The organism is Thermotoga petrophila RKU-1, assembly GCF_000016785.1.
GTDB lineage: Bacteria > Thermotogota > Thermotogae > Thermotogales > Thermotogaceae > Thermotoga > Thermotoga petrophila.
Genome location: NC_009486.1, coordinates 948,121 through 970,933, shown reverse-complemented (window position 1 = coordinate 970,933; position 22,813 = coordinate 948,121). Strand labels below are relative to the sequence as shown.

Below are 22,813 nucleotides of genomic sequence, written 5' to 3'. Positions count from 1 at the left end.
TGCTATTCTCTACACCATTTCATAACCTTTTCCACAGGAATTGTCGCAAGAGCAATACAGTTGTCTGCTGCTCCGTAGTAGACGTAGTAGTAACCGTTATACTCTATCATCGCATCGCTGAAGACCACGTTCGGTACTCCCCCGAATTTCTCCCAGTCCTCTTCCGGTTCCAGAATGGGTTCTTTCGACCTTTTTATGACTTTTGTGGGATCCTCCAGATCGAGCAGCATGAACCCGAGTCGATATGTGGGTCTGGAAGTACCCGTGTTCTGCACGCCGTGATAGAGAACGAGCCAGCCGTACTCAGTCTTTATCGGAGGAGCTCCCACTCCGATCTTCAAGTCGTCCCACATCCCAGGCCTTGGAGAAGCGATCTTCACAAAGTTGTCCCAGTGCACGAGATCATCGGAAAACGCAAGCCACATATCAGGCGGAATTCTGTGGAACATAACGTACTTTCCATTGATTTTCTCAGGAAATAGAGCCGCGTCTTTGTTATCCATTTCTGGTATCACAACACCATACCTCTTCCAGGTGATGAAATTCTTCGTGGAGGCCATAGCGATTCTGACACCACGTGGAGAATAGGCAGTGTAAACCATGTAGTACTCGTCTCCTATCTTCGTGATCCTGGGATCTTCCACTCCATAGAGTTCATCATCACTCTTGGGCGCGAATACGGGCTTTTCGAACTTGTTGAAATGAATTCCGTCGGTGCTCACGGCGTATCCGATTCTTGAAACCATGTCCTCTCCTTGCGCTCTGTAGAGCATGTGAAAGAGTTCTCCGTCGTACACCACAGCCGGGTTGAAAACAAACCTGCTCTCCCAGAGAAAGTACGGAGAAGGTTCCAGAATGGGATTTGCCGGGTGTCTTTCCAGCTTCAACTCCATGTTCTCCCTCCTCTACTTGAAAGACATAGATATTCCCTGAAGGAATTGTTTTCTGAAAATCAAAAAGATGAGAACCATCGGAAGAGTTTGTATTACGGACCCTGCCATCAACGGCCCCACATAAGCTGCGTATTCGTGGTTAAAGGTGGCAAGCAAAACGGAAAGCGGCATCTTGTTGTAGTCCTTCACCACCATCAAAGGCCAGAGGAAGTTGTCCCAGATCCCTATGAACGTGAAAAGACCCACTATAGACAGTGTGCTTCTGGAGAGAGGTACCATCACTCTAAATATTATCCATAAGGTGCTTGCACCATCAATTTTGGCGGCTTCTATGTAATCCTGAGGAATCGTTTTATAGGACTGTGTTAACATGAAGAGGCTCCATGCACTCATGAGAAACGGAACGATCATCGCAGAGTAAGTGTTGTAGAGACCCAGTTTTCTTATGAGAACGAACAATGGGATTATGAACATGAACCCAGGAAAGAGCATTTGGAAAATTATGAAGTTGAAGACAGCATTGCTTCCCTTGAACCTTAACTTTGAAAGTCCATAGGCAATGATGGAAGAAGTGAAAACCACGGAGAAAGTAACTGTGAGAGTTACAAACAAACTGTTAAAAAAAGCTCTCAGAAATGGCCTTTCCATTTTCTCTGCCATTGTGAAGATGTACTTGTAGTGCTCCAGAGTGACTCTAGAGGGAAAAAATCGTGTGAATATCTCTTCAGAAGGTTTTATAGACGAAAGGAAAAGCCATGCGTACGGATATATCCATATCAAGGCAAGAAGAATCATCACCCCGTGAAGTATGATCTCACCCATTTTTTTTCTCATACGATGGTCACCTCTTTTTCAATGACCTTTCTGATGAAGATCACAATGGAGAAGTTTATCAATGCTGTCATAATCGCTATTGTTGTCGCATAGCTGGGATTTATTCTCTGAAAGGCGGTGTTGTACATGTAAAGCATGAAGGTGAGCGTTCTGTTCATTGGACCTCCACCGGTGATCATGTACGGCTCTGTGAATATACCAAAGGAGAGATTCACAGCGAGTATCAGAACCGTCACAATCGCTGGGTTCAATAGAGGAAGTGTGATCTTCCAAAACTTCACCCAAGAAGTTGCACCATCCAGTTCTGCCGCTTCAAATATAGATTTGGGAATGGCTTGAAGACCTGAGTAGAGAATGAGACCGTAGTACCCGACGAATTTCCAGGTGACCATTATCGCTATAGTCAACATTGCAAGCTGTGGATCTGTGAACCATGGTATCGTGATTCCAAACGCGTTGTAAAGAAATCTGTTTATGGGGCCTGTTTCTGAGAATATTCTCTGGAACATGATTGAGTACGCAACACCTGATGATACATAGGCAACCAAAAAACTCAGAGTCACAAACGTCTTGAAGTACTTCATACGATTCAGAGCGATCGCAAACAGAATAGACGCGATGAAAACCATAGGAATGAAGTAGGAAAGAAAGTTTATTGTGTTCAGAAAAACCCTCCAGAACATCTTGTCTTCGAATATCTTCAAAAAGTTCTGGAGTCCCACAAATTTGAGAGATCCCACAAATTTCCACCGTGAAAAGGCAAGTATTAGCATCCAGAAAAATGGATATCCCCAGAAAATAGCGGTATATAGAAGGTAAACAGAAACGAGACTCCACCCGAGTCTTGCTTCTCTTCTTCTGAGGCTCATTTTTCTCCCCCCACACTAAACTCAAGGGTAATGGCAAATACATGCACATTCGGGGCATTAGGTAAGGTTATCTCTCTTATTGGAGTATCAACAGGTATGCTTATTAGATCAAGACCACATTTTATGTTCTGTTTTTCCCCACTGGTAACATATCTATAATCGAACATCAATTTCTTCGGAAAAAGACACCAATCAGTGACCATAACTTTGAACATCTTATCATCCACAAAAATTTCAATCTCATAGTTCCCGTGATTTGCAGCCATAAGTAAGTGAAGATTTTTCACATGGATTGCTTCTTCCAATACTATTTTCTGTCCAAAACATCTCGCATTATCAAGGCCAGAAACCTTAAGAAGAAATGGAGTACTTTCCACAAAGATCAATCCTTCTTCAATCTCATTAGCAGGGAAATAAGCACCTACTATTCCTGCGGGATTATCAAAATTACCTGGTGATACTGGTGTTCCAAATCCGTCATTATTGAACATTTCTCTTAGATTCAATATAGCGTAATTCCTGGTCACTTCTAAAGGTACTCTATAGGTTAATTTTTGTTTTTTTAATTCTTTCTCTTGGAAAAGCTGACCTTCAACCAAGTGCAAATTGTTTTCTTGAAGATCAAAGAAAATCGTTTTTACCTTCTCATTATCTTCAAGACTGATTCCATATCTCTCCGGCACAAGTATTAACTGATCTAAAAAACCGCTTCCAGAAAGAGAAAGTCTAAAACTGGAATCTAGCACAGCTTCCCCAAAGTAGAAAATACCTTCACCGGTAAGATTTTTCTTTATCTTTTCACCCGTTTTTGAATAAACCGTCAACTCCACATTCAAAAAATTTCCACTCACAAAAATTCTGTATTCATCCGATATCCTTGGATCTTCCCATTTAAGTCTTGCGTTTCCTTCAAGGGTAACAGCCGCTCCACCCCCAAAATTTCCCGTGACAATTTTCACATCAGATATTCCTGGATTTCCGGATTCAGCCTCCAGTAGAATTAATCCATTCCTTGATAAAATACGGGGAAACTCTATAAAACTTTTATACTTATCGGGTAAATCCATCGCATACAATACTACTCTTTGCGCGCAAATCGTGGATTCCGCGCCTGAATTCTTGTTTACATGCATATATTCAAGTCCATCGTATCCTTCACCATTCGGTCCCAGCATAGGAACACCCAATCTATTTCCTCCAAAAAGCCAAGAAGCGGCAAGTGATGCCAGGTAAGCATACTCTTCCTTACCCGTAATCTCCCATATCTTTATCAGAGGTGTCACAATGCAGTCCAAGGAATACGAGAGTTCGGGAAAGAGGCGAATATATTTATCTATGGAGTAGATCAGACCAGTTGCCAGAAGCAAAGGAACCTGTGAACTAAGCAGCTTCTCCGCCATCTCTAGGTAATTTCTTTCCCCTGTGGCAATGTACGCTTCTACTAAAGCCTCTGCGTAGTGGTTTCCCCACCCGTTCCACGAAAAACGATCTCTATAAACTGAGAAGAATGTCCCCACAAAATCCTCCCGGATAAAACTCAAGAGTTCATCGGTGAATTTCTTTATGTCCTCTTTCACATCAAAAACCTTGTTGTATTCGCACAATCCAAGTATAAAAAGAGCAAGACGAGAAGATGTATCCGGTGGTGACTTCTTTACTGCACGATAGGTATCCTGGATAGAACGCAATATATCATCGTCTTCTACAAACTGGGCAAGCTTCGATAACCCCCAAAACGCCCTTAGAGTCCACCATGAAGAAGGAGTCTTTGCACTTGTTGAACCATGTTTGTTTATCGTTCCATCCAAGTAAGCAAAGTTGTAAAACAAACCATCAGGTGCTTGCATTCCAAGAACAAACCTCGCAGCTTCTTTTGCAAGATCGAGGTATTCCTTCTTTCCGGTCTTTTCGTAAGCTTCACTGTAAAAAAGAACCACCCTCGCCACATCATCAACGCAAAAATCCCCTTCATCTTTTGCTCCAATAACCTGGTATTTGTCTCCACGTTTTTCAGCATAAACCCAGTAACCTTTTACTTCTTGGCCTTCCAGAAAAAACTTTTGGGACAGAGATTCAAGGTGTGATGGATTAAAAGAGATTGAAAAACCGGCGATCGCTATGAAAAAAGATAAGATGAAAACTCTTTTTATCACTTCCTCACCTCCTGTTTCCTCGAGAAACTAAAAGATGGGGGACCCCCCCATCAAAATTCCTTGAAGGGTTTCCCACCAATTTTCAGATTTCTGAAAGATTCACTTTTTTTCTCCAAAAATCGTATAGCGGTTTCCTCATCATTAGCCTCATAAATACTGAAGAGTCTGAGATGACGAACAACATCGCCGTATTTGTATCTGTTTGGCATATCTTCCAGCCTCATAGAATAGATTCCCTTTGTGGCGGAATAAACCTCGAATTCACTGGGCATCCACTTAAAAACACCATCCCTGAATTCAAGACTCTCGTATATCCAGGTATCTCCATCGAGCCATTTTTTATAATCTGAAGGAACAAATGGATTTTCAGGGAGTATTTCCGCTACGCCTATTCGCGCGGTAGGTGAAAAGTTTGTTCTCCAGCGTTCCATGGAAGCGAATATATAAGTTGCCCCCCACCAGAGAGGTTTCATACTATCTTTGGCAGGAAAAACGATATAGGGTAAATTATCAACCCAGATCACTGCATTCCTTTCCAGCCAATACTCGTAAGGAGTGATGCCCAACTGATCGGCCCAGATCAGTCTTCTGAAAACAGGAAGTATGTGTAAAGTGTCTTCAAACAAAATTGCCAAAGGTCTTGTTACCATCGTCTGAAGTTTCATTATATCAGCGTAATTTTCGAATATGAAAGAGTTGTCAACCAGTATATCACCATTGTGGAAAATATGGACCACTAGATTTTGTATCAAACCTTTAAACTTTTCAGAGGCCAGGGTTGCCATTATACCAGTGGCAACGGGACCAGCGCCAATTATTTTTACAGAAACTATCCTGAAAGCGCCTGAAGTCTCTTCATAGTGATTACCGAGATTTCCATCAACATAGAAAGTTGATTCTGGCCATCCACTCACTCTAGCTATGCCTATTTCATCCAGAATAGTACCTTCAATATTTTCGTATCTGATGATCTTTGCAAGTCCCCATTTGTTGACTACTGCTCCAATTTTTTCAGATGCTATTTTCCAACCAGTTTCTGTCTCAATCACATCAAAGACCTTTTCATATTCAGGTCTACTCACCTTCTCATCCGAAAGAACAATTTCCCCTTTTCCCTTTGCGAGAAACACGAGATAATCTTTTGCTGAAATTCTACCGTTTTCATCAACATCTTCCACTTGATAAGGAACTTCTTTTCCATCAAAGTAAATCCTGATACTATCCCAGATGGGTTCGAAATCTTCTGGTATTAAGTCAAGAAAATTAGAGAATTCCATAACAACAGGTACTTCAACGTCTCCAGCTATCACAGGTATCGAAAAGTTGGCACCGAAAAGAACAAAACCAATCAGAAGCAGCATCAATACAAAGAAACCTTTCATAACTTCACCCCCACATGAGGAAAAATGAGGTGAGGGGCCCCCCCTCACCACAGGAGTGCGTTGATTTCTTTAACAGCCTGTTTTAGAGCTTCTTCGGGTGTAGTCTTCAGATACATGAGAGGTTCTATCAAATACGTGGTCATGGTGTTCTGGACGTCTATCGTGTTGGTAATTAGAGCGGGTGGGACCGCATACGCAACTGCCTCAGCTATTTTTGCAAAATATGGATCCTTCATGTACTCAGCAAACACAGGATTCGTTCCAAGATCTTCTCTTGCAGGCGGCATCCTTGTGAGCTCGATCCAGCGTGCGTCATTCTGTGCGTTGGAGAAGACCCATTTGATGAATTCAAAGGCTTCCTTTTTGTATTTAGAATGTTTGAACATAACGAGTCCTTTGGTGTCTGCAAAAGTGTAGATCGGTTTGTTTTCAGGATAGTTATCTGGAACAGGAGGAGGTGTCATCACTATGTGCGGGTACACCTTAGGATAATGTTCTTTCGTGTAGTTCAGGTGCCATGGTCCCATGAGCTGACCAAGGATCGTACCGTTTTCGAAGGGATCCTGACCCAGATCCACAGCGGTCCAGCCGTTCTTGAAGAGTGTGTAGATGAATTCAGCGACGGCTTTTCCGTACTCGTTATTGAAGACGGCTTTACCATTTTCGATGTAGGGTTTTCCACCACTTGCCGCATAGTAGAACGTTATGAAGTCGAACCATCTGTCCCACCAGTTTCTCCCAGCGACTGCTCTTATAACGTACTTTTCTTTCGGAACAACCCATTTCTTTGCCAGTTCGTAAATCTCAGAGTAAGTTCTTGGAGGTTTTTCGTATCCAAGTTCTTTCAGAAGATCTCCTCTCCACCAGAAGAGCATGGGGTTGGAGTAAATGGGTATGACGTAGTAATGTCCGTTGAGCTTCCAGCCCTCGAGTATGCCTCTCATTTTCCTTGCGTCCGCAAGTTTCCAAAACTCTTCTCCAAACTCCTCATCGAAAGCAACGAGAACATCCAGTTCTTCTGCGAGCTGGGCAGCAAAGCCACTGAATATGTTGGTACAAATATCTGGTGCGTTTCCAGCTGCGATAGCGTTCAAAATGGCTTCTTCAGAACTTCCAGCGGCTGGGATAACCGACCACTCGATCTGAACATCCGGATGTTCTGCGTTCCACTTTTCAACGAGTTCTTTCCAGAAAGTTTCCTGATTCGGGTTTGGTGCTGTCCAGAACACTATTTTCTTGACCTCGGCGAATGCAAAGACAGAAAGAACAACGAGCATAACAAGAAGTACTCTCTTCCACATACGTATCCCTCCTTTATAAAAGGTTGATGTTATTTTGTGCTTTTTCTCTTTACAAACTGTGTGAAAACAAGAATGCGAACAGGGTGTGGATTAATGCCAGTTAGCAATTCATGTAAGCGCTTACACGCAAGACAGCCCATTTCGTACTTGAAGACCCTCAGTGTCGTCAAAGGAGGATCGAAGTTTTCAGCATCAACAATATCGTCAAAACCTATTACAGAAACATCTTCTGGCACTCTGATACCATGCTCTTTGAGGCGTTTTATCGTCCAGAACGCGATGCTATCGTTGGAAGTGAAAATAGCTTCCGGTGTGCCATAAGAGTTCAACATGATGTCGATAACTTTTCTGGTTCCTTCTTCTGTGTCATCGCACTCATAAAATCGAGGCATTAATCCTGCTTTTTCCATTGCGTCTTTATAACCGTCGTATCTCATCTTGAAACCGTATGGATGCAGCGGACCGTGAATGTGAACGATTCGTCTGAAACCTTTAGAAATGAGGTAATTTGTCGCATAAAGCGCTCCATCGTATCCGTCACTTATCACACAATCCACACGCTCTCCGGGAATGTAATGGTCCACCAGAACAAAAGGTTTCTTCCTCGATTTGATTTCCTTCAAAGTCTTCTCCGAGAGATCTCCCCCTATGAATATGTAACCATCGGCTCCATTTGACTCAAAAAAGTTCTCGAGCATTTTCAGTTCTACATTCATTCCAAGTCTTCCACAATTTTCCTCAATGGCTCTTATTATCACTCCGTAGAACTCTCCCAAAATGCCATTGCTTTGAAGAGGCGACAGTATTCTTTTACTGGCAAACACATGGATATTGAACAGTTTTCCCTTCGAAGCAAGGAGCTTCGCTGAAATCTCTGGCTTATAACCCAGCTCTTCAATGGCTTTCCAGACTTTATATCTTGTTTTTTCCGAAACATAACCCGAACCGTTTATCACTCTTGAAACAGTTGCGATGGAAACCCCGGCAAGCTTTGCGACATCTTCTATTGTTGGCACAGATTACACCTCCTGTAAGCGCTTACATATCGTTTATACAAAAATCTCCGTGTTAAATCAAGATCTATTTCAGACGAATAACTTCAACTATTTCCAATTAAGAGAAATTATTCAGGATTATGATGCAAAATCTCAATTTTAATCAAAATTCACAAAAAACAAAAGCCCCCTGATGGGGGCTTGAAGGTTTTCCGTACCAAAACTCTTACTTTGCGTAAGCGACGCTTCTTTTCTCTCTTATCACCACAACTTTCAGAACACCAGGATACTCGAGCTCTTCTTCTATCTTTTTAGAAATATCGTAGGCGAGTTTTTCAGCGAGAGCGTCATCCACTTTGTCGGGTTCCACAATCACTCTAATTTCTCTTCCAGCCTGAATGGCGTAGGCCTTTTCAACGTACTTGAAGCTTTTTGCTATCTCCTCCAGCTTCATAAGACGTTTGATGTAGTTTTCCAGACTCTCTCTTCTCGCACCTGGTCTTGCCGCAGAGAGAGCATCGGCAGCTGCCACGAGTACTGCTTCAGGTGTCATGGGTTCTTCTTCTCCGTGATGGCTGAGAATCATGTTTATGATGTCTTCTTTTTCTCCGTATCTTCGGGCAAGCTCTGCACCTATGGTCGTGTGTGAACCTTCCAGCTCCTGATCAACAGCTTTTCCTATATCGTGGAGGAGTCCTCCTCTTCTCGCTTTGTCCGCGTTTAGCCCAAGTTCAGAAGCCATGTAACCGGCGAGCAGAGCCACTTCTATCGAATGGTTCAGAACGTTTTGGCCATAGCTCGTTCTGTATTTCAATTTTCCAAGGAGTTTCACAAGCTCCGGATGGAGCCCCATAACACCCGCTTTGAACGTCGCCTCTTGTCCAGCTTCTTTTATGGCTTTCTCCACTTCCTGCTTTGCTTTTTCGTACATTTCTTCGATCCTTGCAGGATGTATTCTTCCATCCGCCACCAGTTTTTCCAGTGTGATACGGGCTATCTCTCTTCTCAGAGGGTTAAAGCAGGAAAGAACCACCACTTCCGGGGTGTCGTCTATTATCAAGTCCACACCCGTGATCTTTTCAAACGTTCTGATGTTTCTTCCTTCTCTGCCTATGATTCTTCCCTTCATGTCGTCCGACGGAAGTGAAACGGTAGAAACGGTGATTTCTCCTACATAATCCGGTGCGTATCTCTGAACAGCGAATGCTATGACTTTCTTGGCTTCCTTTTCGACTTCTTCTTCAACCTGTTCTTTCATCTCTTTGTAGAGTTTCGCAAGGTCGTGTTCGTACCTCTGCCTGGCTTCTTCGAGAATGAGCTCTCTTGCTTCTTCCACAGTCATACCGGCAAGACGCTTCAATTCTTCGTCGATTCTTTTTTCCTTTTCTTCGACCTCTCTCATTTTCTCTTCCAGATTTGCTTTGAGTTCCTCAATCTGATGTTCCCTTTTTTCAAGGTTTTCCTCTTTCCTCGTCAGGAGTTCTTCTCTCTTTAAAATTCTTTCCTCAAACGCTCTCAATTCTTCTTCTCTTCTGGATCGCTCTTTCTCGAATTCCTCTCTGAGCCTGTGAACTTCCTCTCTTCCTTCTATTATCGCTTTCTTTTTTATCTCGTTTGCTTCTTTTTCTGCTTTCTCGATTATGGTTTGAGCGTCTTCTTTCGCTTTTCTGAGCTTTTGATTTATCTGATAACTTGCTATTAAGTATCCAATCAGAAGACCACCGGCTCCTGCTACTATGTACCACAGCATCATTCTTCACCTCCATCTATTTTATTGAGAATTTCCTCGATGAGAGAAGGATCGAACCCTCTTCTGTAGAGATAATCTCTTAACTCCCATCGATCTTTGAATCGACCTTTCAATCTCTTCAATTCTTCGTGAAAATCGATCTCCTCCAGAGCCTTTTCGATCGCTCTTTCTATGATCTCTTCATCCACTCCAAGTGATTTGAGCTTCATCCTCACAACTCTCGGTCCAAAGAGTTTCAACCGCATTTCGTCGAGTGCAAAGAGATAAGCCGCTTTTTCATCGTCCAGATATCCCTGCTTCTTCAAGGTATTAATGGTACTTTCCACTTCCTCATCTGCGAAGCCCTGTTTCTTCAACCGCTCGCGAAGTTCGTCTTCAAATCTGACTCGATACTTTAGGAGCTTCAACGCATAATTAAGAGGCTTCTTCGTCTGAAGATTTCTCTTCCTTCTTCTGTTCTTCTTTCTCCACTGATAGTAATCCATATTTTTCTCTTATTCTCCTTTCGATCTCTCCTGCTATTTCAGGGTTATCTTTGAGAAACTGAACGGCGTTCGAGCTTCCCTGCCCAAGGGAAACTTCCTCACCTTTGAGAGTGGTGTAGTAATACCAGCTACCTTTTCTTTCTACCATGCTTTCCTCAACAGCGATATTGAACAGCTCGTACTCTCTATCGATCCCTTTCCCGTATATGATGTACGTCTGAGCGGTTTTGAACGGAGGAGCAACCTTGTTCTTCACGATCTTTACACTTATCACGTTGCCTATCACATCTTTTCCTTCCTTTATAGGTTCACCCCTCCTGACTTCCATCCTCATGGTTGCGTAGAATTTCAAGGCGAGTCCGCCGGTCGTGGTTTCCGGGCTTCCAAACATAACGCCTATCTTCATTCTGATCTGGTTTGTGAATATAACTACCGCCTTGGATTTGTTCACACTTCCCGCGATCTTTCTCAGTGCCTGAGACATGAGACGCGCCTGAAGACCCACCTGCATGTCTCCCATGGCACCTTCTATTTCCGCTCTGGGAACGAGAGCCGCAACGGAATCAACAACTATGAGGTCGACCACACCACTTCTTACGAGTTCATCCACTATTTCGAGTGCTTGCTCTCCATGATCAGGCTGAGAGATGAGAAGACTCTTCAGATCCACTCCAAGGTTTTTCGCGTAAACAGGGTCCAGTGCGTGTTCTGCGTCTATGAAAGCAGCCACTCCTCCCATCTTCTGGGCCTCTGCTATGGCGTGAAGCGCGAGGGTGGTTTTTCCGCTCGATTCCTGACCAAAGATTTCCACAATCCTTCCTCTTGGGTATCCTCCAACACCCGTCGCGATATCGATGGCGAGAGACCCTGTTGGTATCACCTCTACAGGCTGAACCTGGGTTTCATCACCCAGGATCATTATGGAACCCTTTCCAAAGTTCTCTTCTATTCTCTTCAACGCTTTTTCCAGGACACTCTTTTTCTGTTTTTCATCAGACATACCTGATCAATCCTCCTTCAAACTGGCATTCGTAAAGAACTCTGTAGATGGGACCCGTCGGTGTTAACGTGGACGAGTAAATCTTGAATCTGTCCACAGCAACTTCGATGGGTGGAAAATCGATGTCTTCGATCAGTTTTTCCCATTTGTCCGGGTAGTACTTCACCCTTCCAATCGTAATGTGAGGGACGAACTTCTCTTCAAACGAAAAACCGTGGTGAGACAGCTCGTTTCTGAGCTCTTCGTAGAGTTTCATCAGGCGATCAGTGTTCTCCACTCCGAGCCAGAAGACGCGCGGAGACATCTTCCTTTTGAAGTACCCAAAACCCTTCACGGTGAACGAAAAAGAAGGAAAACCTCTCACCCTTCTACAGAGGTGTTCGGCTATTTCAGAGATTTTTTGTTCGTCAACCTCCCCCAGGAAAAAAAGTGTGAGGTGCATGTTTTCTTCAGAAACCCACGTTGCACCAAAACCTCTTCTCATGAGTTTTTCTATGATTTCAGAAGCTTGCTTCTTGACTTCTTCGTTAACATCGATAGCAATGAAGGTCCTCATGAACTATCCCTCCAATTTCGTGATTCTTGCAATATCGATCGTGTACGTAATCCAGGAGATCACCGTTACTGTGAGTGAGAGCACCACAAAAAACATGAGAAGTGCGTTACTCAAAAAGCCCATCTTGAAGAGATACGCAGCGATCAACACCACAAATTGAGAAACAGTCTTCGCCTTCCCTATCCACCTCGCTGGCACAACGTTTCCTCTGCTGGCTGCGAGTATTCTGAGCCCGTTTACAAAGGTGTCTCTTGCAAAGACAACCAGAACGTACCACAACGGAAGAACATCCAACATGGCCACTGCCGTGGATATCACGAGAATCTTGTCAGAAACCTGATCGAAGACCTTTCCAAAATCCGTTACCTGGTTTTTCTTCCTCGCAAAAAAACCATCGAGATAATCTGTGAAAGCCGCAAATACAAAAATCAGGAACGACAAAGAGATCCATCCTTCCATGTAAAACCAGACAACAGGAATTACCAGCGCCGCTCTCAACAAAGAAAAAAAGTTCGCAAGATTCATATCACTGACCCCCACATGTCGTACTCGTCGTGCTCTTTTATCACCACTTCAAGAAAGTCTCCTATCTTCCCTTTCCCTCTTACAAAAACCACTCCGTCCACTTCAGGTGCTTCCGTCCAGGTCCTTCCCACAAGAAACTTCCCTTCTTTTCCCTCAACCAGGAACTTCAATTTTTTTCCAACGAATCTATCAAGCCTGCTGTTTGAGATCTCCGCCTGGAGAAGGAGCAGTTCTTCCTGTCTTCTTTTCGCCATTTCCGGGTCAACTTTCTCTTTGAGGTTGAAAGCAACCGTTCCCTCCTCATCCGAATAAACGAAAGCTCCGAGTTTGTCAAACTGAATTTCTTCCACAAATTGCTTGAGTTCTTCGAAGTCTTCTTCAGTTTCTCCCGGAAATCCCACGATTATACTCGTTCTAAGAACCGCGTCCGGGAACCTCTCTCTGATGCTCGAAAGCATTTTTTTCAACTCTTCTGAACTCTTCGTTCGTCCCATTAGTTTCAATATTTTATCGCTTCCATGCTGCACCGGAACATCGAAATACTTCACAACCTTATCCAGTTCCAGCATTGCGCTTATTATTTCCTCTGTCAGATGATCCGGATGAAGGTACATAACCCTGATCCAGAACTCTCCGTTTAGACTGTTCAGTCTCCTCAAAAGATCAGGCAGCGCTTGCTTTCTATAGAGATCGATCCCGTAGGACGTCGTGTCCTGAGCGACGAGGATTATTTCTTTCTTTCCTTCTTTCAAAAGGTCTTCCACCTCTCGCGTTATGTCTTCTATGCTCCTGCTTCTCAGACTTCCTTTGAACGAAGGTATGGAACAGAAAGTGCATCCTCTGTCACACCCGTCGGATATCTTCACGTAAGCGTAGGGTCTCTCCTCCAGATCGATTCTTTTTCTGTATCTGTACACGGTCTCTGGTTGATCTGGAACAAGATCTGTACCATTTTCAATGGCATTCGCTATCTCTTCAGGATCTGCAACACCTATCCACTGATCCACCTCGGGGACTTCTTTTTTCAGCTCTTCGTAATAACGCTGAACAAGACAACCTTTCACAACCAATTTGTAACCATACTGATCCTTTGCATCTACAAAAGAGAAGATTTCATCTATTGATTCTCTTTTCGCGTCCTCTATGAAAGCACAGGTGTCCAACACAACCACATCCGCATCCTTCACATCGAAAACTATCTCGTGACCTCCTTCTCTCAACACACCTGCCAGGACTTCGCAATCCGCTTCGTTTTTCGGACATCCTAGAACCTTTATACCAACCCTCACTTCATCATTTTCCTCCTCTTTTTGAGGTACAGCTCCCTGATCTTTTCAAGATGCTTTTTGTACTCTTCTTCTCTGTAATTTGGATAGGTGAACTCCATATGTCTGAATTCTCCCCGCACGTAAACCAGCGTCACCTCAGCGTAGATTCCTTTGCCTATGTAGATGCGGTTCCCCCAGTGTTTGGTGGAAGCGAGAACGAACTGAGTGTGATGAATGTATCCTGGATCTATGTTGACTTTTCTCTTTCCTTCGATCGAGAACATCTTTTCTATCTCGTTGGTTTCGCGCTTTATATCCGCCAGCTGGAAAGGATGGACGAGTCTTTCAAAACTCACGAGTCTTCCCTTCAAACCCTGTCCCATTTCTTCCGAATAGTAAAGAGTGTACTTCTCAAAATCGAGAACATCCGAAACGTAATCCATGGGCCCAAAACGTCCTTCGAGAACGGGCCTCACTTCGTTGAACCAGTAATCTATGTGCGATGCGAATATGAACATCACAAGATTCACCATGTCAGGTACCTTCACTTCTCCCATAAAACACTCACCTCGAACTTCCTGATCTTCACTGTCCACTCCTCGGAAGCCGTTTTTAGAACCACGTCGCTTCTGGATTCGACAATATACTCTCCTTCTTGAAGAGGAATCTCTCCACTCACACTTTTACCGTTCACGATCGTTTCCTCTGGTGCAACAAGGTAAGCAGGTGGTGTCTGCCGCAGCTTCAAATTCTCCACCGCTGAAAACAGAAGAAAAACCAGTCCTGCTATCAGAAAAAAGAACATCACCAGGTCCCTTGTTTTCTCTTTCTCCTTCTTTTTTCTCGGCTTCTTCTCTTCAACTTCTTCAGCTACTTCTTCCTTGCCTTCTTCGTACAGTTTGAGCATCTCATCTGGGGAGAGTTCGAGAAACTCCGAGTATCGTTTTATGTAACTTTTTATATAGACTTCTGCGTCAAGTCCCTTCAGATCGCCTTCCTCGATCCGCTTCAATTTCGATGGATTTATGTTCGTGAACAGAGAAGCGTCGAGAAGGGTTATTCTTCTTTCCTCCCTCTTTTTTCTGAAAGTCTCACCGAGTTTCTTCCATTTTTCGCTCAAAACAATCTCCTCCAGACCCCCGTGTCTGGTATCCTGAGGCTGAATTTATTTTATCACAGCCGAAAAATCTTTCAGAAAAGGCCTTTTTTGAGCCGTTGTGTGTAGATGTGTGCCAGTCTGGTGGGTTCCGGTATCCTTCTTCCGGGTAAGGTAAAAGCCTTGATCAGTCTTTTCGAACTTTCAATGTCCATGAGATGGCCCGGAGACACGAAGATAGGAGCACTTCCTTCCTTTGTTCTGATCACACAGCCTATTATCTCCTCGCCGTCGTAGAGATAACTCCAGGAACACCTTTTATCTTCAGGCATTTTGAACGTTCCATACAGTCTGGATTTTGCCACACCAATGGTCGGGATCTCTATGAAGAGTCCCATGTGGGAGGCTATCCCAAGTTTTCTGGGATGTGCCAGTCCCTGACCATCGAAGACCACAACATCGGGTTTCGTTCTCAGCTTTTCCCAGGCCTTCAAGAACAGAGGTCCTTCTCTGAAAGCAAGGAGCCCCGGAATGTAGGGAAAAGTTATCTCTCCCCTTTCAGAAACGACCTCTAATATTTTGAAAGAAGGATATTCGAGTACCACTATCACCGCGAGCCCTTCTTCTTTTCCCGGAAACGAAAGGTCCACTCCCGCCACGTACTCGGGCTCTCCTTCGTATGGAGTGAGTTTTATCTTCTTTCTGAGTTCGTTCTGCACTTTTATCGCTTCCTCCGGAGGAAGATCCCATCTGTGAAGCTGCCTGTAATCCATCGAATCACTCCCTGAAATCGTCTATCAGAATCAAAGCAGATACCGGAAAATCGGGATATATTCTGTTCTTTGCGAGGCTTTCCAGTATCGTGTAGTACATCGTGTAATCTTCCGGTCTGTCGAACCTGTGCACCGTAAAATGCCTGGAAGGATGCGCTTTCCTCAGAATTTCCAGGATATAGTCCTCCTTTTCCGGTTCCCCTATGAAGACATGGTCTCCCTCGAATTTCTGCGATATTCCCACGTCTTCCCAGACAACACGGTCCGGTTCGAATCCAACCCTGTCTTTCCACACTCCCCTCAGGTTGGCTTCGAATACCCTCGAAACAAGCGATGAGGTGTTCACAACGAGGAAGTTCACGCGGTATTTTTCCTGAACACTGCTTCCAATGAGATTCTCTTTGAAAGAAACGAGTCTTTTTTCATCCACAAAGATGCTTCCGTCGCTATCCACCTTGTACGGAAGTGTCGAAAAGCTCACCCTAACACTGTTTTTCAATTTAGAAAAGAGTGTTAGAATCTCTGGAAGACCGATATCCGTTTCGATGTAAGGACTTATCTTTTTGTAAAGTACGGAAATTTCGAGAGGATTTCTTGAAAGGGCCTTGCTGAGGAGTTTCTTCAGTACATCCTTCTGTCTTTCTATTCGGGCAAGATCCCCCATGGAGTCTTTTCTGTATCTTATGTACGCAAGAAGCTGTTCTCCATTCAATTTGTAAGGAACCCCAGGTTTGAAATCTATGACGAGATTCTGCGACAGATCTTCATAAAACATGACCTCGTTCGGTATCACCTCTATTGGTCCCAGTTCATCCCCGAGTATTTTGAAAGCCTCGTAGTTGAATATCACGTAAGAATCCGGCTTCTGTCCCAGAAGTGATTCGATGATCTGAAATAGTTTTTCCATTCCATAAGTGTTGTAAATCGCGTTGATCTTTTTTCCCTCTATCATCAAATCCCTGGGTATCGATACAAAAGAGAGATTTCCTTTTTTCCAGTCCAGCACACCAACAACTATCACATCGGTTCGAACGGTGTGTTCGATCTCTTTATCTTTTCCCAGAACGAGAAACACGTAAGGGTTTTTCACCTCACCCTTGAAGAGATAAGATACCATCTTATCCAGTAAAAAGAAGGATGATATAATTAAAAAGAAGGCTAAACTAATTGAAAGTGACAGAAAGATTTTCTTCAACACGATATCACCCTGACTGTATTCTATCACCGGGGAGGTGATTCTGATGAAAATAGGTATCGTAGGACTCGGAAGGGTTGGTTCCAGCACGGCTTTTGCACTCCTGATGAAAGGTTTTGCGAGGGAAATGGTTCTGATAGACGTCGATAAGAAAAGAGCAGAAGGAGACGCTCTCGATCTCATTCACGGAACACCTTTCACGAGAAGAGCGAACATCTACGCTGGAGACTATGCGGATCTGAAAGGATCAGATGTGGTGATCGTCGCTGCGGGAGTACCTCAGAAACCAGGAGAGACGAGGCTTCAGCTTCTTGGGAGAAATGCAAGAGTGATGAAAGAAATAGCGCGAAACGTCTCCAAATACGCTCCTGATTCGATTGTCATCGTGGTCACGAATCCCGTCGATGTCCTCACGTATTTCTTCCTCAAAGAGTCCGGAATGGATCCCAGGAAGGTGTTCGGTTCCGGAACGGTTCTCGACACAGCAAGGCTCAGAACTTTGATAGCGCAACACTGCGGCTTTTCTCCAAGAAGTGTGCACGTGTACGTGATAGGAGAACATGGAGATTCAGAGGTTCCTGTGTGGAGCGGTGCCATGATAGGAGGTATCCCCCTACAGAACATGTGTCAGATTTGTCAGAAGTGCGATTCGAAGATACTGGAAAACTTCGCTGAAAAAACCAAAAGAGCCGCGTACGAGATCATAGAGAGAAAGGGAGCCACCCATTACGCCATAGCTCTCGCCGTGGCCGACATAGTGGAGAGCATCTTCTTCGACGAAAAGAGAGTGCTTACGCTTTCCGTTTATCTCGAAGATTACCTCGGTGTAAAAGATCTCTGTATCAGTGTTCCTGTTACCCTTGGAAAGCACGGAGTGGAAAGAATCCTCGAACTGAACCTGAACGAAGAAGAACTGGAAGCCTTCAGAAAGTCAGCTTCCATATTGAAAAACGCCATCAACGAAATAACGGCCGAAGAGAACAAGCACCAGAACACCAGCGGTTAATAGGACGTAGAGTGTGTCCATCGGTTTCCACTTTATGTCTTTGAACCGTGTTTTTGGAGGCTCGCCCGTGTAGAGACGAGCCTCCATGGCCACAGCCAGTTCTTCTGCTTTTCTGAGGGCCGATATGAGAAGGGGCACTATTATCACCACAAGCGCTCTTATTCTGTCGAAAAACTTTCCCCTTTCGAAGTTTGCCCCCCTGGCAATCTGGGCCTTCAAGATCCTATCCGCCTCGAGCGCCAAAACAGGAACGAACCTCATCGCAATGGTCATCACCATTCCTATCTCATGGCCGATTTTTCTGGCACCGAACGTCGAGAAGATACTCTCTATAGCCCTGGCAGAAAGCAAGGGCGGAGTGGTGGCAGAGAAATTCTCAGCAAGGAGGATTATGAGCACCAGTCTGAGCATAATGTAAACGGCAGACCATATGGCTCTGTCGGTGATCATCCAGAAGATCTTTTCACCCTCTGATGAGGAAAAGAACTGAACCAGAACCGCAAACACAAGGAAGAACCAGAGACTCCTGAGTCCCGCAAGGTAAATCTTGAATCCTGTTCTGCTCAGAAACATCAAAAGAAAGATAGCCAAACCCGGTACGAGGTAAAACAAAAGATTGGGTACGATCAGCACAGCGGAAATGAGAAAGATCATACCCAGGAGTTTCGCTCTTGGATCGAGTCTGTGAACAATCGAATCAACCGGAATATATCTTCCTATCAGAACCGTCGGCAGTCTCATTTTTTACCCTTTCTCTTTTTTTTCTTCCTTTCTTCTGGGACTCCATCGAGGAGTTTTTTCATCTTCTTCAATTCTCGGTAAACCAGGTAATTCACACTGTTTCTTTCGAATTTTCCGGTCTTTGTAACCCTTCCGGCCTTCATTCCCATGACGATCTCAATCGCGTCGTCTATGGTTTCCACGGTCCATATATGGAAGAGGCCTTTCTTCATAGCCTGGATGATTTCATCCTTCAGCACCAGATTCTTCGCGTTGGCTTTGGGTATGATCACGCCCTGTTCCCCATCGAATCCACGGGTTTTACAGGCTCTGTAGAAACCCTCCACTTTCTCTACGATTCCCCCAACGGGCTGCACCTCACCGTGCTGATTTATGGAACCCGTTACGGCTATTCCCTGCTTTATGGGCACCTTAGAAATGGCAGAAAGGAGAGCCAAGGCTTCTGCAAGTGAAGCGCTGTCTCCCTCCACTTCACTGTAAACCTGCTCGAAGCTGATGGACGCGCTGACGGAAAGTGGAAAGTCCTGAGCGTATCTGCTCCCCAGAAATCCTTCCAGTATGAGAACAGCCTTGCTGTGGATTTTCCCGCTCAGATCCGCTTCGCGCTGAATGTCAACAACACCCGGCCTTCCAAGATAGACCTTCGCGGTGATTTTCACAGGAACACCAAAAGAATGATCTCCAAGGTCGAGAACGGTAAGACCGTTTATCTGTCCCACTTTCGATCCAGTTACTTCGATCATGAGATCGAATGTCTTTATCATTTCGTCGTATTTTTCTTCGAGGAGATTTCTTCGGTTCTCCATAGCTTGATATGCCTTGAGAACGTGATCAGAAGTGGTAACCTCTGATCCTTCAAGTCTTGCGAGTTCCCCCGATTCAACTATGAGATTCACTATGTCTCCAAAAACAGCGGAAAGTTTCGTGCTGTTTCCAGCGTTTCTCATAGCGTACCATATGACTCTCTTCACAGCGCCTCTGTCGAAGTGGGGAAGATTCTTCTCTCGACAGACAGACGAGATGAAGGATACGTACTTCTGGACGTTCAATTCGTTTCTGGGTATTTCCCAGTCGAACTCCGCTTTTATCCTGAACAGCTTTCTGAAGTCTGGATCGAGTTCGTAAAGGAGTTCGTACAAATAGGGTGTGCCAATGATGACGACTTTCAGATCGAGGGGTATTTTTTCTGGTTTCAGGGTGATCGTGCTTGAAACTCCTAAGGTGTGTTCGAGATTTTCAACGGAAATCTGACTTTCCATGAGAACCCTTTTCAGGTTGTACCACGCGTAAGGCTGACTCAAAAGCCGCTCGGCCTCGACGATCAAGAAACCACCGTTCGCTTTGTGGACACTGCCCGGCCTTATCATACTGAAATCCGTGTGGAGGAAACCGCCTCTCACGTAGTACTCGATCTTTCCGAACAGATTGGAATAAGTGGGATTCGTTTCATAAATGACAGGGGCGCCTGTGAGATCCGAGTTGTCCACAATCAGATTCAGAGAGTACTTCCTCATGTATATCTCTTTTCTCTCCCTGGCGTCCATTCTCAAAAAGTCCAGGAGATTCTCCACAATATCCTTCTTTACGGATTCAAGGAATTCTTTCACACCTTCGTTTTCGAATTCACTCTCCACTTCAACAAAGAGTGGATCAATGGCGAAGAGTGCCGTTCTTTTGTGGAACTCTTCGAGGGATTTTCTGAACTCGATATCCAGCTTCCTGATTCTGTAGAGCGTTCCGTCCACCAGATGCTTCAATTTCATCTGCCTTTCTTCGATTTCCCTTATGGCCTGGTCTGGTAGGGCATTCACCGCTTCTGGTGGAAGCGGTTTCCCGTCCACCACAGGCAACATAACGACGCCGGCTGGAGTCAGCTGAACCACGAAACCGAGTTCGCTCGCCTTTGCCTCTAAACTCTCCCAGAGCTGCTTTCTCATGAGAGCGTATTTTTCTTCCATTTCGGAAATCTTTCTTGCGAATTCCTCGCTTTCGAAGGATTTGTTCAAAGCTTCAACCACTTCATTGATCAAATCTTCGAGCCTCTTTTTAAACCTCCTTCCCTGTCCCGCTTTGAAAGAAATGGCCTTTGGTTCATACGGATTCTCGAAATTGTAAACATACCCCCAGTCGTTCGGCACGGGAAGTTTCTTCGCGACATCCTGGAGCATCATCTGGACAAAGGTTCTTCTTCCCGTTCCCGTCATTCCTGTAACGAAGATGTTGTAACCCTTTTCTCTGATTCTTATTCCCGTTTCGATAGCCTCTTTCGCCCTCTTTTGACCTATAAAACCTTCGTTTGGAGGGACCTCCTCCGTGGTCTGAAAATTCAAAAAATCAAGGTCGAAACTGTTTATCTCATCGGGCCTCAATTTTCTGATCACCCTCTCACTCCTCATGAGGTAATTTTTTGTACGATCACATTTTATTGTACAATATTTTGAGGAGAAAACTGTTCAGGTGAACGAGAAAGGGTGGGATTGATGGGAAATGTCATAGTAGTGACTTCTGGAAAAGGAGGGGTGGGTAAAACCACCATAACGGCTAATCTCGGATGCGCCCTGGCCAAACTTGGAGAGAAGGTGTGTCTTATTGATGCCGACATAGGATTGAAAAATCTGGACATAGTTCTCGGATTGGAAAACAGAATCGTTTACACCATGATCGATGTAGTGAACGGTAAGGTCTCTCCCCAAGAGGCTCTTGTCAAACACAAAATGCTGAAGAATCTGTATCTTCTTCCTGCTTCGCAGATAGCTACGAAAGAAATGATCTCGCCGAACGACATGAAAGCCATTGTGAAAGAACTGATACCGCACTTTGACTACATCATAATCGATTCCCCGGCCGGTATCGAAAGGGGGTTCAGAAACGCTGTTGCCCCAGCTGAGAGGGTGCTTGTTGTCACAACTCCGGAGCTTCCGGCAATCTCTGACGCGGATCGTGTGATCGGTCTTCTGGAAAACTTCGGATTTTCCGATGAGAAGATAAACGTGATCATAAACAGATTCAAACCGCACATGGTGAAAAAGGGAGAGATGCTCACCACTGACGATATCAAACACACACTGTCACTGGAGATCATAGCCGTTATACCGGACTCAGAAGATATCATAGTTGCTTCAAACACTGGAATCCCGGTTTCACTGAACGGAAATTCGAGGATTTCCAAAAACTTTGAAAACCTCGCAAGAAGAATTCGGGGAGAGGGTGTTCCTCTAGAGAACGATTTCGTCACCGTTTCAAAGGGTTTCCTCGACACGTTGAAAGACTTCTTCTCAAAACTCAAGAGGGGATGATATTATGAAGTTCCTGTTCTGGGAGTTCGGAAAGAAAAAGAAAAGCAGAGAAACCGCTAAAAAAAGGCTGGAACAGATAGTTGGGACAACAAAAAGAAGACAGATGAACATAACAGAGATCATTCCAAAAGAAATGCTCGATAAAAATTCGGATAAGATAAAAGAAAGAATCGCCAGCTGGCTTTCCGAGACTTTCAACGTTGAAAAAGAAAAGATAAAGATAGATCTCGAAGAAAGAGAAGGTCATGTGGTGATAATCACAAATGTGTTTTTCAAATGAAGAGGGGGGAAATAGATGCTTAAAAGACTCACAGTTCGGACCTCTTCGCGAACGCAGTTCGTGGATATCACTTCGGAGATTGTGAAATTCATAGAAGAATCTAAAGTGAGAAACGGTATCTGCGTGGTTTTCGTTCCGCACACCACCGCGGGTATCACAATAAACGAAAACGCAGACCCGAGTGTGAGACAGGACATAATGAACACGCTGAACAAACTGGTTCCACCGTCGGCTGGTTACACACATCTGGAAGGAAACGCCGACTCTCATATAAAAGCGTCTCTGGTGGGATCTTCTGTCACGCTCATAATAGAAAACGGACGCCCTCTCCTCGGAACCTGGCAGGGAATATATTTCTGCGAATTCGACGGCCCGAGGACGAGGAGCGTTTATGTAAAAATCGTTGAGGGATGAT

At 44.5% G+C, this 22,813-nt stretch carries 23 protein-coding genes; 4 read left to right on the top strand and 19 right to left on the bottom strand.

Going from position 1 to position 22,813, the window contains the following annotated elements; all coding sequences use genetic code 11:
• Positions 1-2: 2 nt before the first annotated feature.
• From TPET_RS04835 to TPET_RS04755, 17 genes are all read right to left on the bottom strand, one after another.
• The gene (locus tag TPET_RS04835) at positions 3-893 is read right to left on the bottom strand and encodes a glycoside hydrolase family 130 protein (protein WP_011943508.1); all 891 of its coding nucleotides are present in this window, start codon (positions 891-893) and stop codon (positions 3-5) included.
• A gap of 12 nt (positions 894-905) precedes the next feature.
• Positions 906-1,727, bottom strand: coding sequence for a carbohydrate ABC transporter permease (locus TPET_RS04830; RefSeq protein WP_011943507.1), 822 nt, complete (start codon positions 1,725-1,727; stop codon positions 906-908).
• Complete coding sequence (locus TPET_RS04825; protein ID WP_011943506.1) at positions 1,724-2,596, bottom strand: carbohydrate ABC transporter permease; 873 nt, start codon at positions 2,594-2,596, stop codon at positions 1,724-1,726. Before TPET_RS04825 ends, TPET_RS04830 begins: the two co-directional genes overlap by 4 nt.
• Complete coding sequence (locus tag TPET_RS04820) at positions 2,593-4,749, bottom strand: glycoside hydrolase family protein (protein WP_011943505.1); 2,157 nt, start codon at positions 4,747-4,749, stop codon at positions 2,593-2,595. The genes TPET_RS04825 and TPET_RS04820 overlap by 4 nt, the downstream gene beginning before the upstream one ends.
• A gap of 50 nt (positions 4,750-4,799) precedes the next feature.
• Positions 4,800-6,131, bottom strand: a complete 1,332-nt coding sequence (locus tag TPET_RS04815) for a hypothetical protein (protein WP_011943504.1) — start codon at positions 6,129-6,131, stop codon at positions 4,800-4,802.
• Between the two features lie 44 nt (positions 6,132-6,175).
• On the bottom strand, positions 6,176-7,432 hold the full coding sequence (locus TPET_RS04810; protein ID WP_011943503.1) for an extracellular solute-binding protein: 1,257 nt from the start codon (positions 7,430-7,432) through the stop codon (positions 6,176-6,178).
• A gap of 29 nt (positions 7,433-7,461) precedes the next feature.
• Positions 7,462-8,448: a LacI family DNA-binding transcriptional regulator gene (locus tag TPET_RS04805; protein WP_011943502.1), complete on the bottom strand. Its 987-nt coding sequence runs from the start codon at positions 8,446-8,448 to the stop codon at positions 7,462-7,464.
• A gap of 205 nt (positions 8,449-8,653) precedes the next feature.
• On the bottom strand, positions 8,654-10,177 hold the full coding sequence (rny, locus tag TPET_RS04800) for a ribonuclease Y (protein ID WP_011943501.1): 1,524 nt from the start codon (positions 10,175-10,177) through the stop codon (positions 8,654-8,656).
• Positions 10,177-10,662, bottom strand: a complete 486-nt coding sequence (locus TPET_RS04795; protein ID WP_011943500.1) for a regulatory protein RecX — start codon at positions 10,660-10,662, stop codon at positions 10,177-10,179. The genes rny and TPET_RS04795 overlap by 1 nt, the downstream gene beginning before the upstream one ends.
• Entirely contained in the window at positions 10,592-11,662 is a 1,071-nt protein-coding gene (gene recA / locus TPET_RS04790; RefSeq protein ID WP_011943499.1) for a recombinase RecA, read from the bottom strand. Before recA ends, TPET_RS04795 begins: the two co-directional genes overlap by 71 nt.
• Positions 11,655-12,218, bottom strand: a complete 564-nt coding sequence (thpR, locus tag TPET_RS04785) for an RNA 2',3'-cyclic phosphodiesterase (RefSeq protein WP_011943498.1) — start codon at positions 12,216-12,218, stop codon at positions 11,655-11,657. Before thpR ends, recA begins: the two co-directional genes overlap by 8 nt.
• A 3-nt stretch (positions 12,219-12,221) precedes the next feature.
• On the bottom strand, positions 12,222-12,743 hold the full coding sequence (locus TPET_RS04780; RefSeq protein ID WP_004082412.1) for a CDP-alcohol phosphatidyltransferase family protein: 522 nt from the start codon (positions 12,741-12,743) through the stop codon (positions 12,222-12,224).
• Positions 12,740-14,032, bottom strand: a complete 1,293-nt coding sequence (rimO, locus tag TPET_RS04775; RefSeq protein WP_011943497.1) for a 30S ribosomal protein S12 methylthiotransferase RimO — start codon at positions 14,030-14,032, stop codon at positions 12,740-12,742. The genes TPET_RS04780 and rimO overlap by 4 nt, the downstream gene beginning before the upstream one ends.
• Complete coding sequence (locus tag TPET_RS04770; RefSeq protein WP_011943496.1) at positions 14,029-14,568, bottom strand: DUF4416 family protein; 540 nt, start codon at positions 14,566-14,568, stop codon at positions 14,029-14,031. Before TPET_RS04770 ends, rimO begins: the two co-directional genes overlap by 4 nt.
• Complete coding sequence (locus TPET_RS04765; RefSeq protein WP_011943495.1) at positions 14,556-15,131, bottom strand: helix-turn-helix domain-containing protein; 576 nt, start codon at positions 15,129-15,131, stop codon at positions 14,556-14,558. Before TPET_RS04765 ends, TPET_RS04770 begins: the two co-directional genes overlap by 13 nt.
• 71 nt (positions 15,132-15,202) lie before the next feature.
• Positions 15,203-15,880 carry an endonuclease V gene (gene nfi, locus TPET_RS04760; RefSeq protein ID WP_011943494.1) on the bottom strand — a complete coding sequence of 226 codons (678 nt, stop codon included), beginning with the start codon at positions 15,878-15,880 and terminating at the stop codon, positions 15,203-15,205.
• A 4-nt stretch (positions 15,881-15,884) separates the two neighbouring features.
• Positions 15,885-16,955, bottom strand: a complete 1,071-nt coding sequence (locus tag TPET_RS04755) for an LCP family protein (protein ID WP_238374285.1) — start codon at positions 16,953-16,955, stop codon at positions 15,885-15,887.
• Positions 16,956-17,121: 166 nt separating this feature from the next.
• Between TPET_RS04755 and TPET_RS04750 the strand changes: the two genes are divergently transcribed.
• A complete protein-coding gene (locus tag TPET_RS04750) occupies positions 17,122-18,081 on the top strand; it encodes an L-lactate dehydrogenase (RefSeq protein WP_004082418.1) in 960 nt (319 codons plus the stop codon).
• On the opposite strand, the gene ecfT is transcribed toward TPET_RS04750, so the two are convergent.
• Entirely contained in the window at positions 18,007-18,822 is an 816-nt protein-coding gene (gene ecfT / locus TPET_RS04745; RefSeq protein ID WP_004082419.1) for an energy-coupling factor transporter transmembrane protein EcfT, read from the bottom strand. The genes TPET_RS04750 and ecfT overlap by 75 nt on opposite strands.
• Entirely contained in the window at positions 18,819-21,203 is a 2,385-nt protein-coding gene (locus TPET_RS04740; RefSeq protein ID WP_004082420.1) for a Lon protease family protein, read from the bottom strand. The genes ecfT and TPET_RS04740 overlap by 4 nt, the downstream gene beginning before the upstream one ends.
• 99 nt (positions 21,204-21,302) lie before the next feature.
• Here TPET_RS04740 and minD point away from each other — a divergent pair, with 99 nt between their 5' ends.
• From minD to TPET_RS04725, 3 genes are read left to right on the top strand one after another with little or no spacing between them, the layout of a single operon-like run.
• Positions 21,303-22,118, top strand: a complete 816-nt coding sequence (minD, locus tag TPET_RS04735) for a septum site-determining protein MinD (RefSeq protein WP_008194265.1) — start codon at positions 21,303-21,305, stop codon at positions 22,116-22,118.
• Between the two features lie 4 nt (positions 22,119-22,122).
• Positions 22,123-22,398 carry a hypothetical protein gene (locus TPET_RS04730; RefSeq protein WP_011943491.1) on the top strand — a complete coding sequence of 92 codons (276 nt, stop codon included), beginning with the start codon at positions 22,123-22,125 and terminating at the stop codon, positions 22,396-22,398.
• Between the two features lie 15 nt (positions 22,399-22,413).
• Entirely contained in the window at positions 22,414-22,812 is a 399-nt protein-coding gene (locus TPET_RS04725) for a secondary thiamine-phosphate synthase enzyme YjbQ (RefSeq protein ID WP_004082423.1), read from the top strand.
• Position 22,813 lies beyond the last annotated feature (1 nt).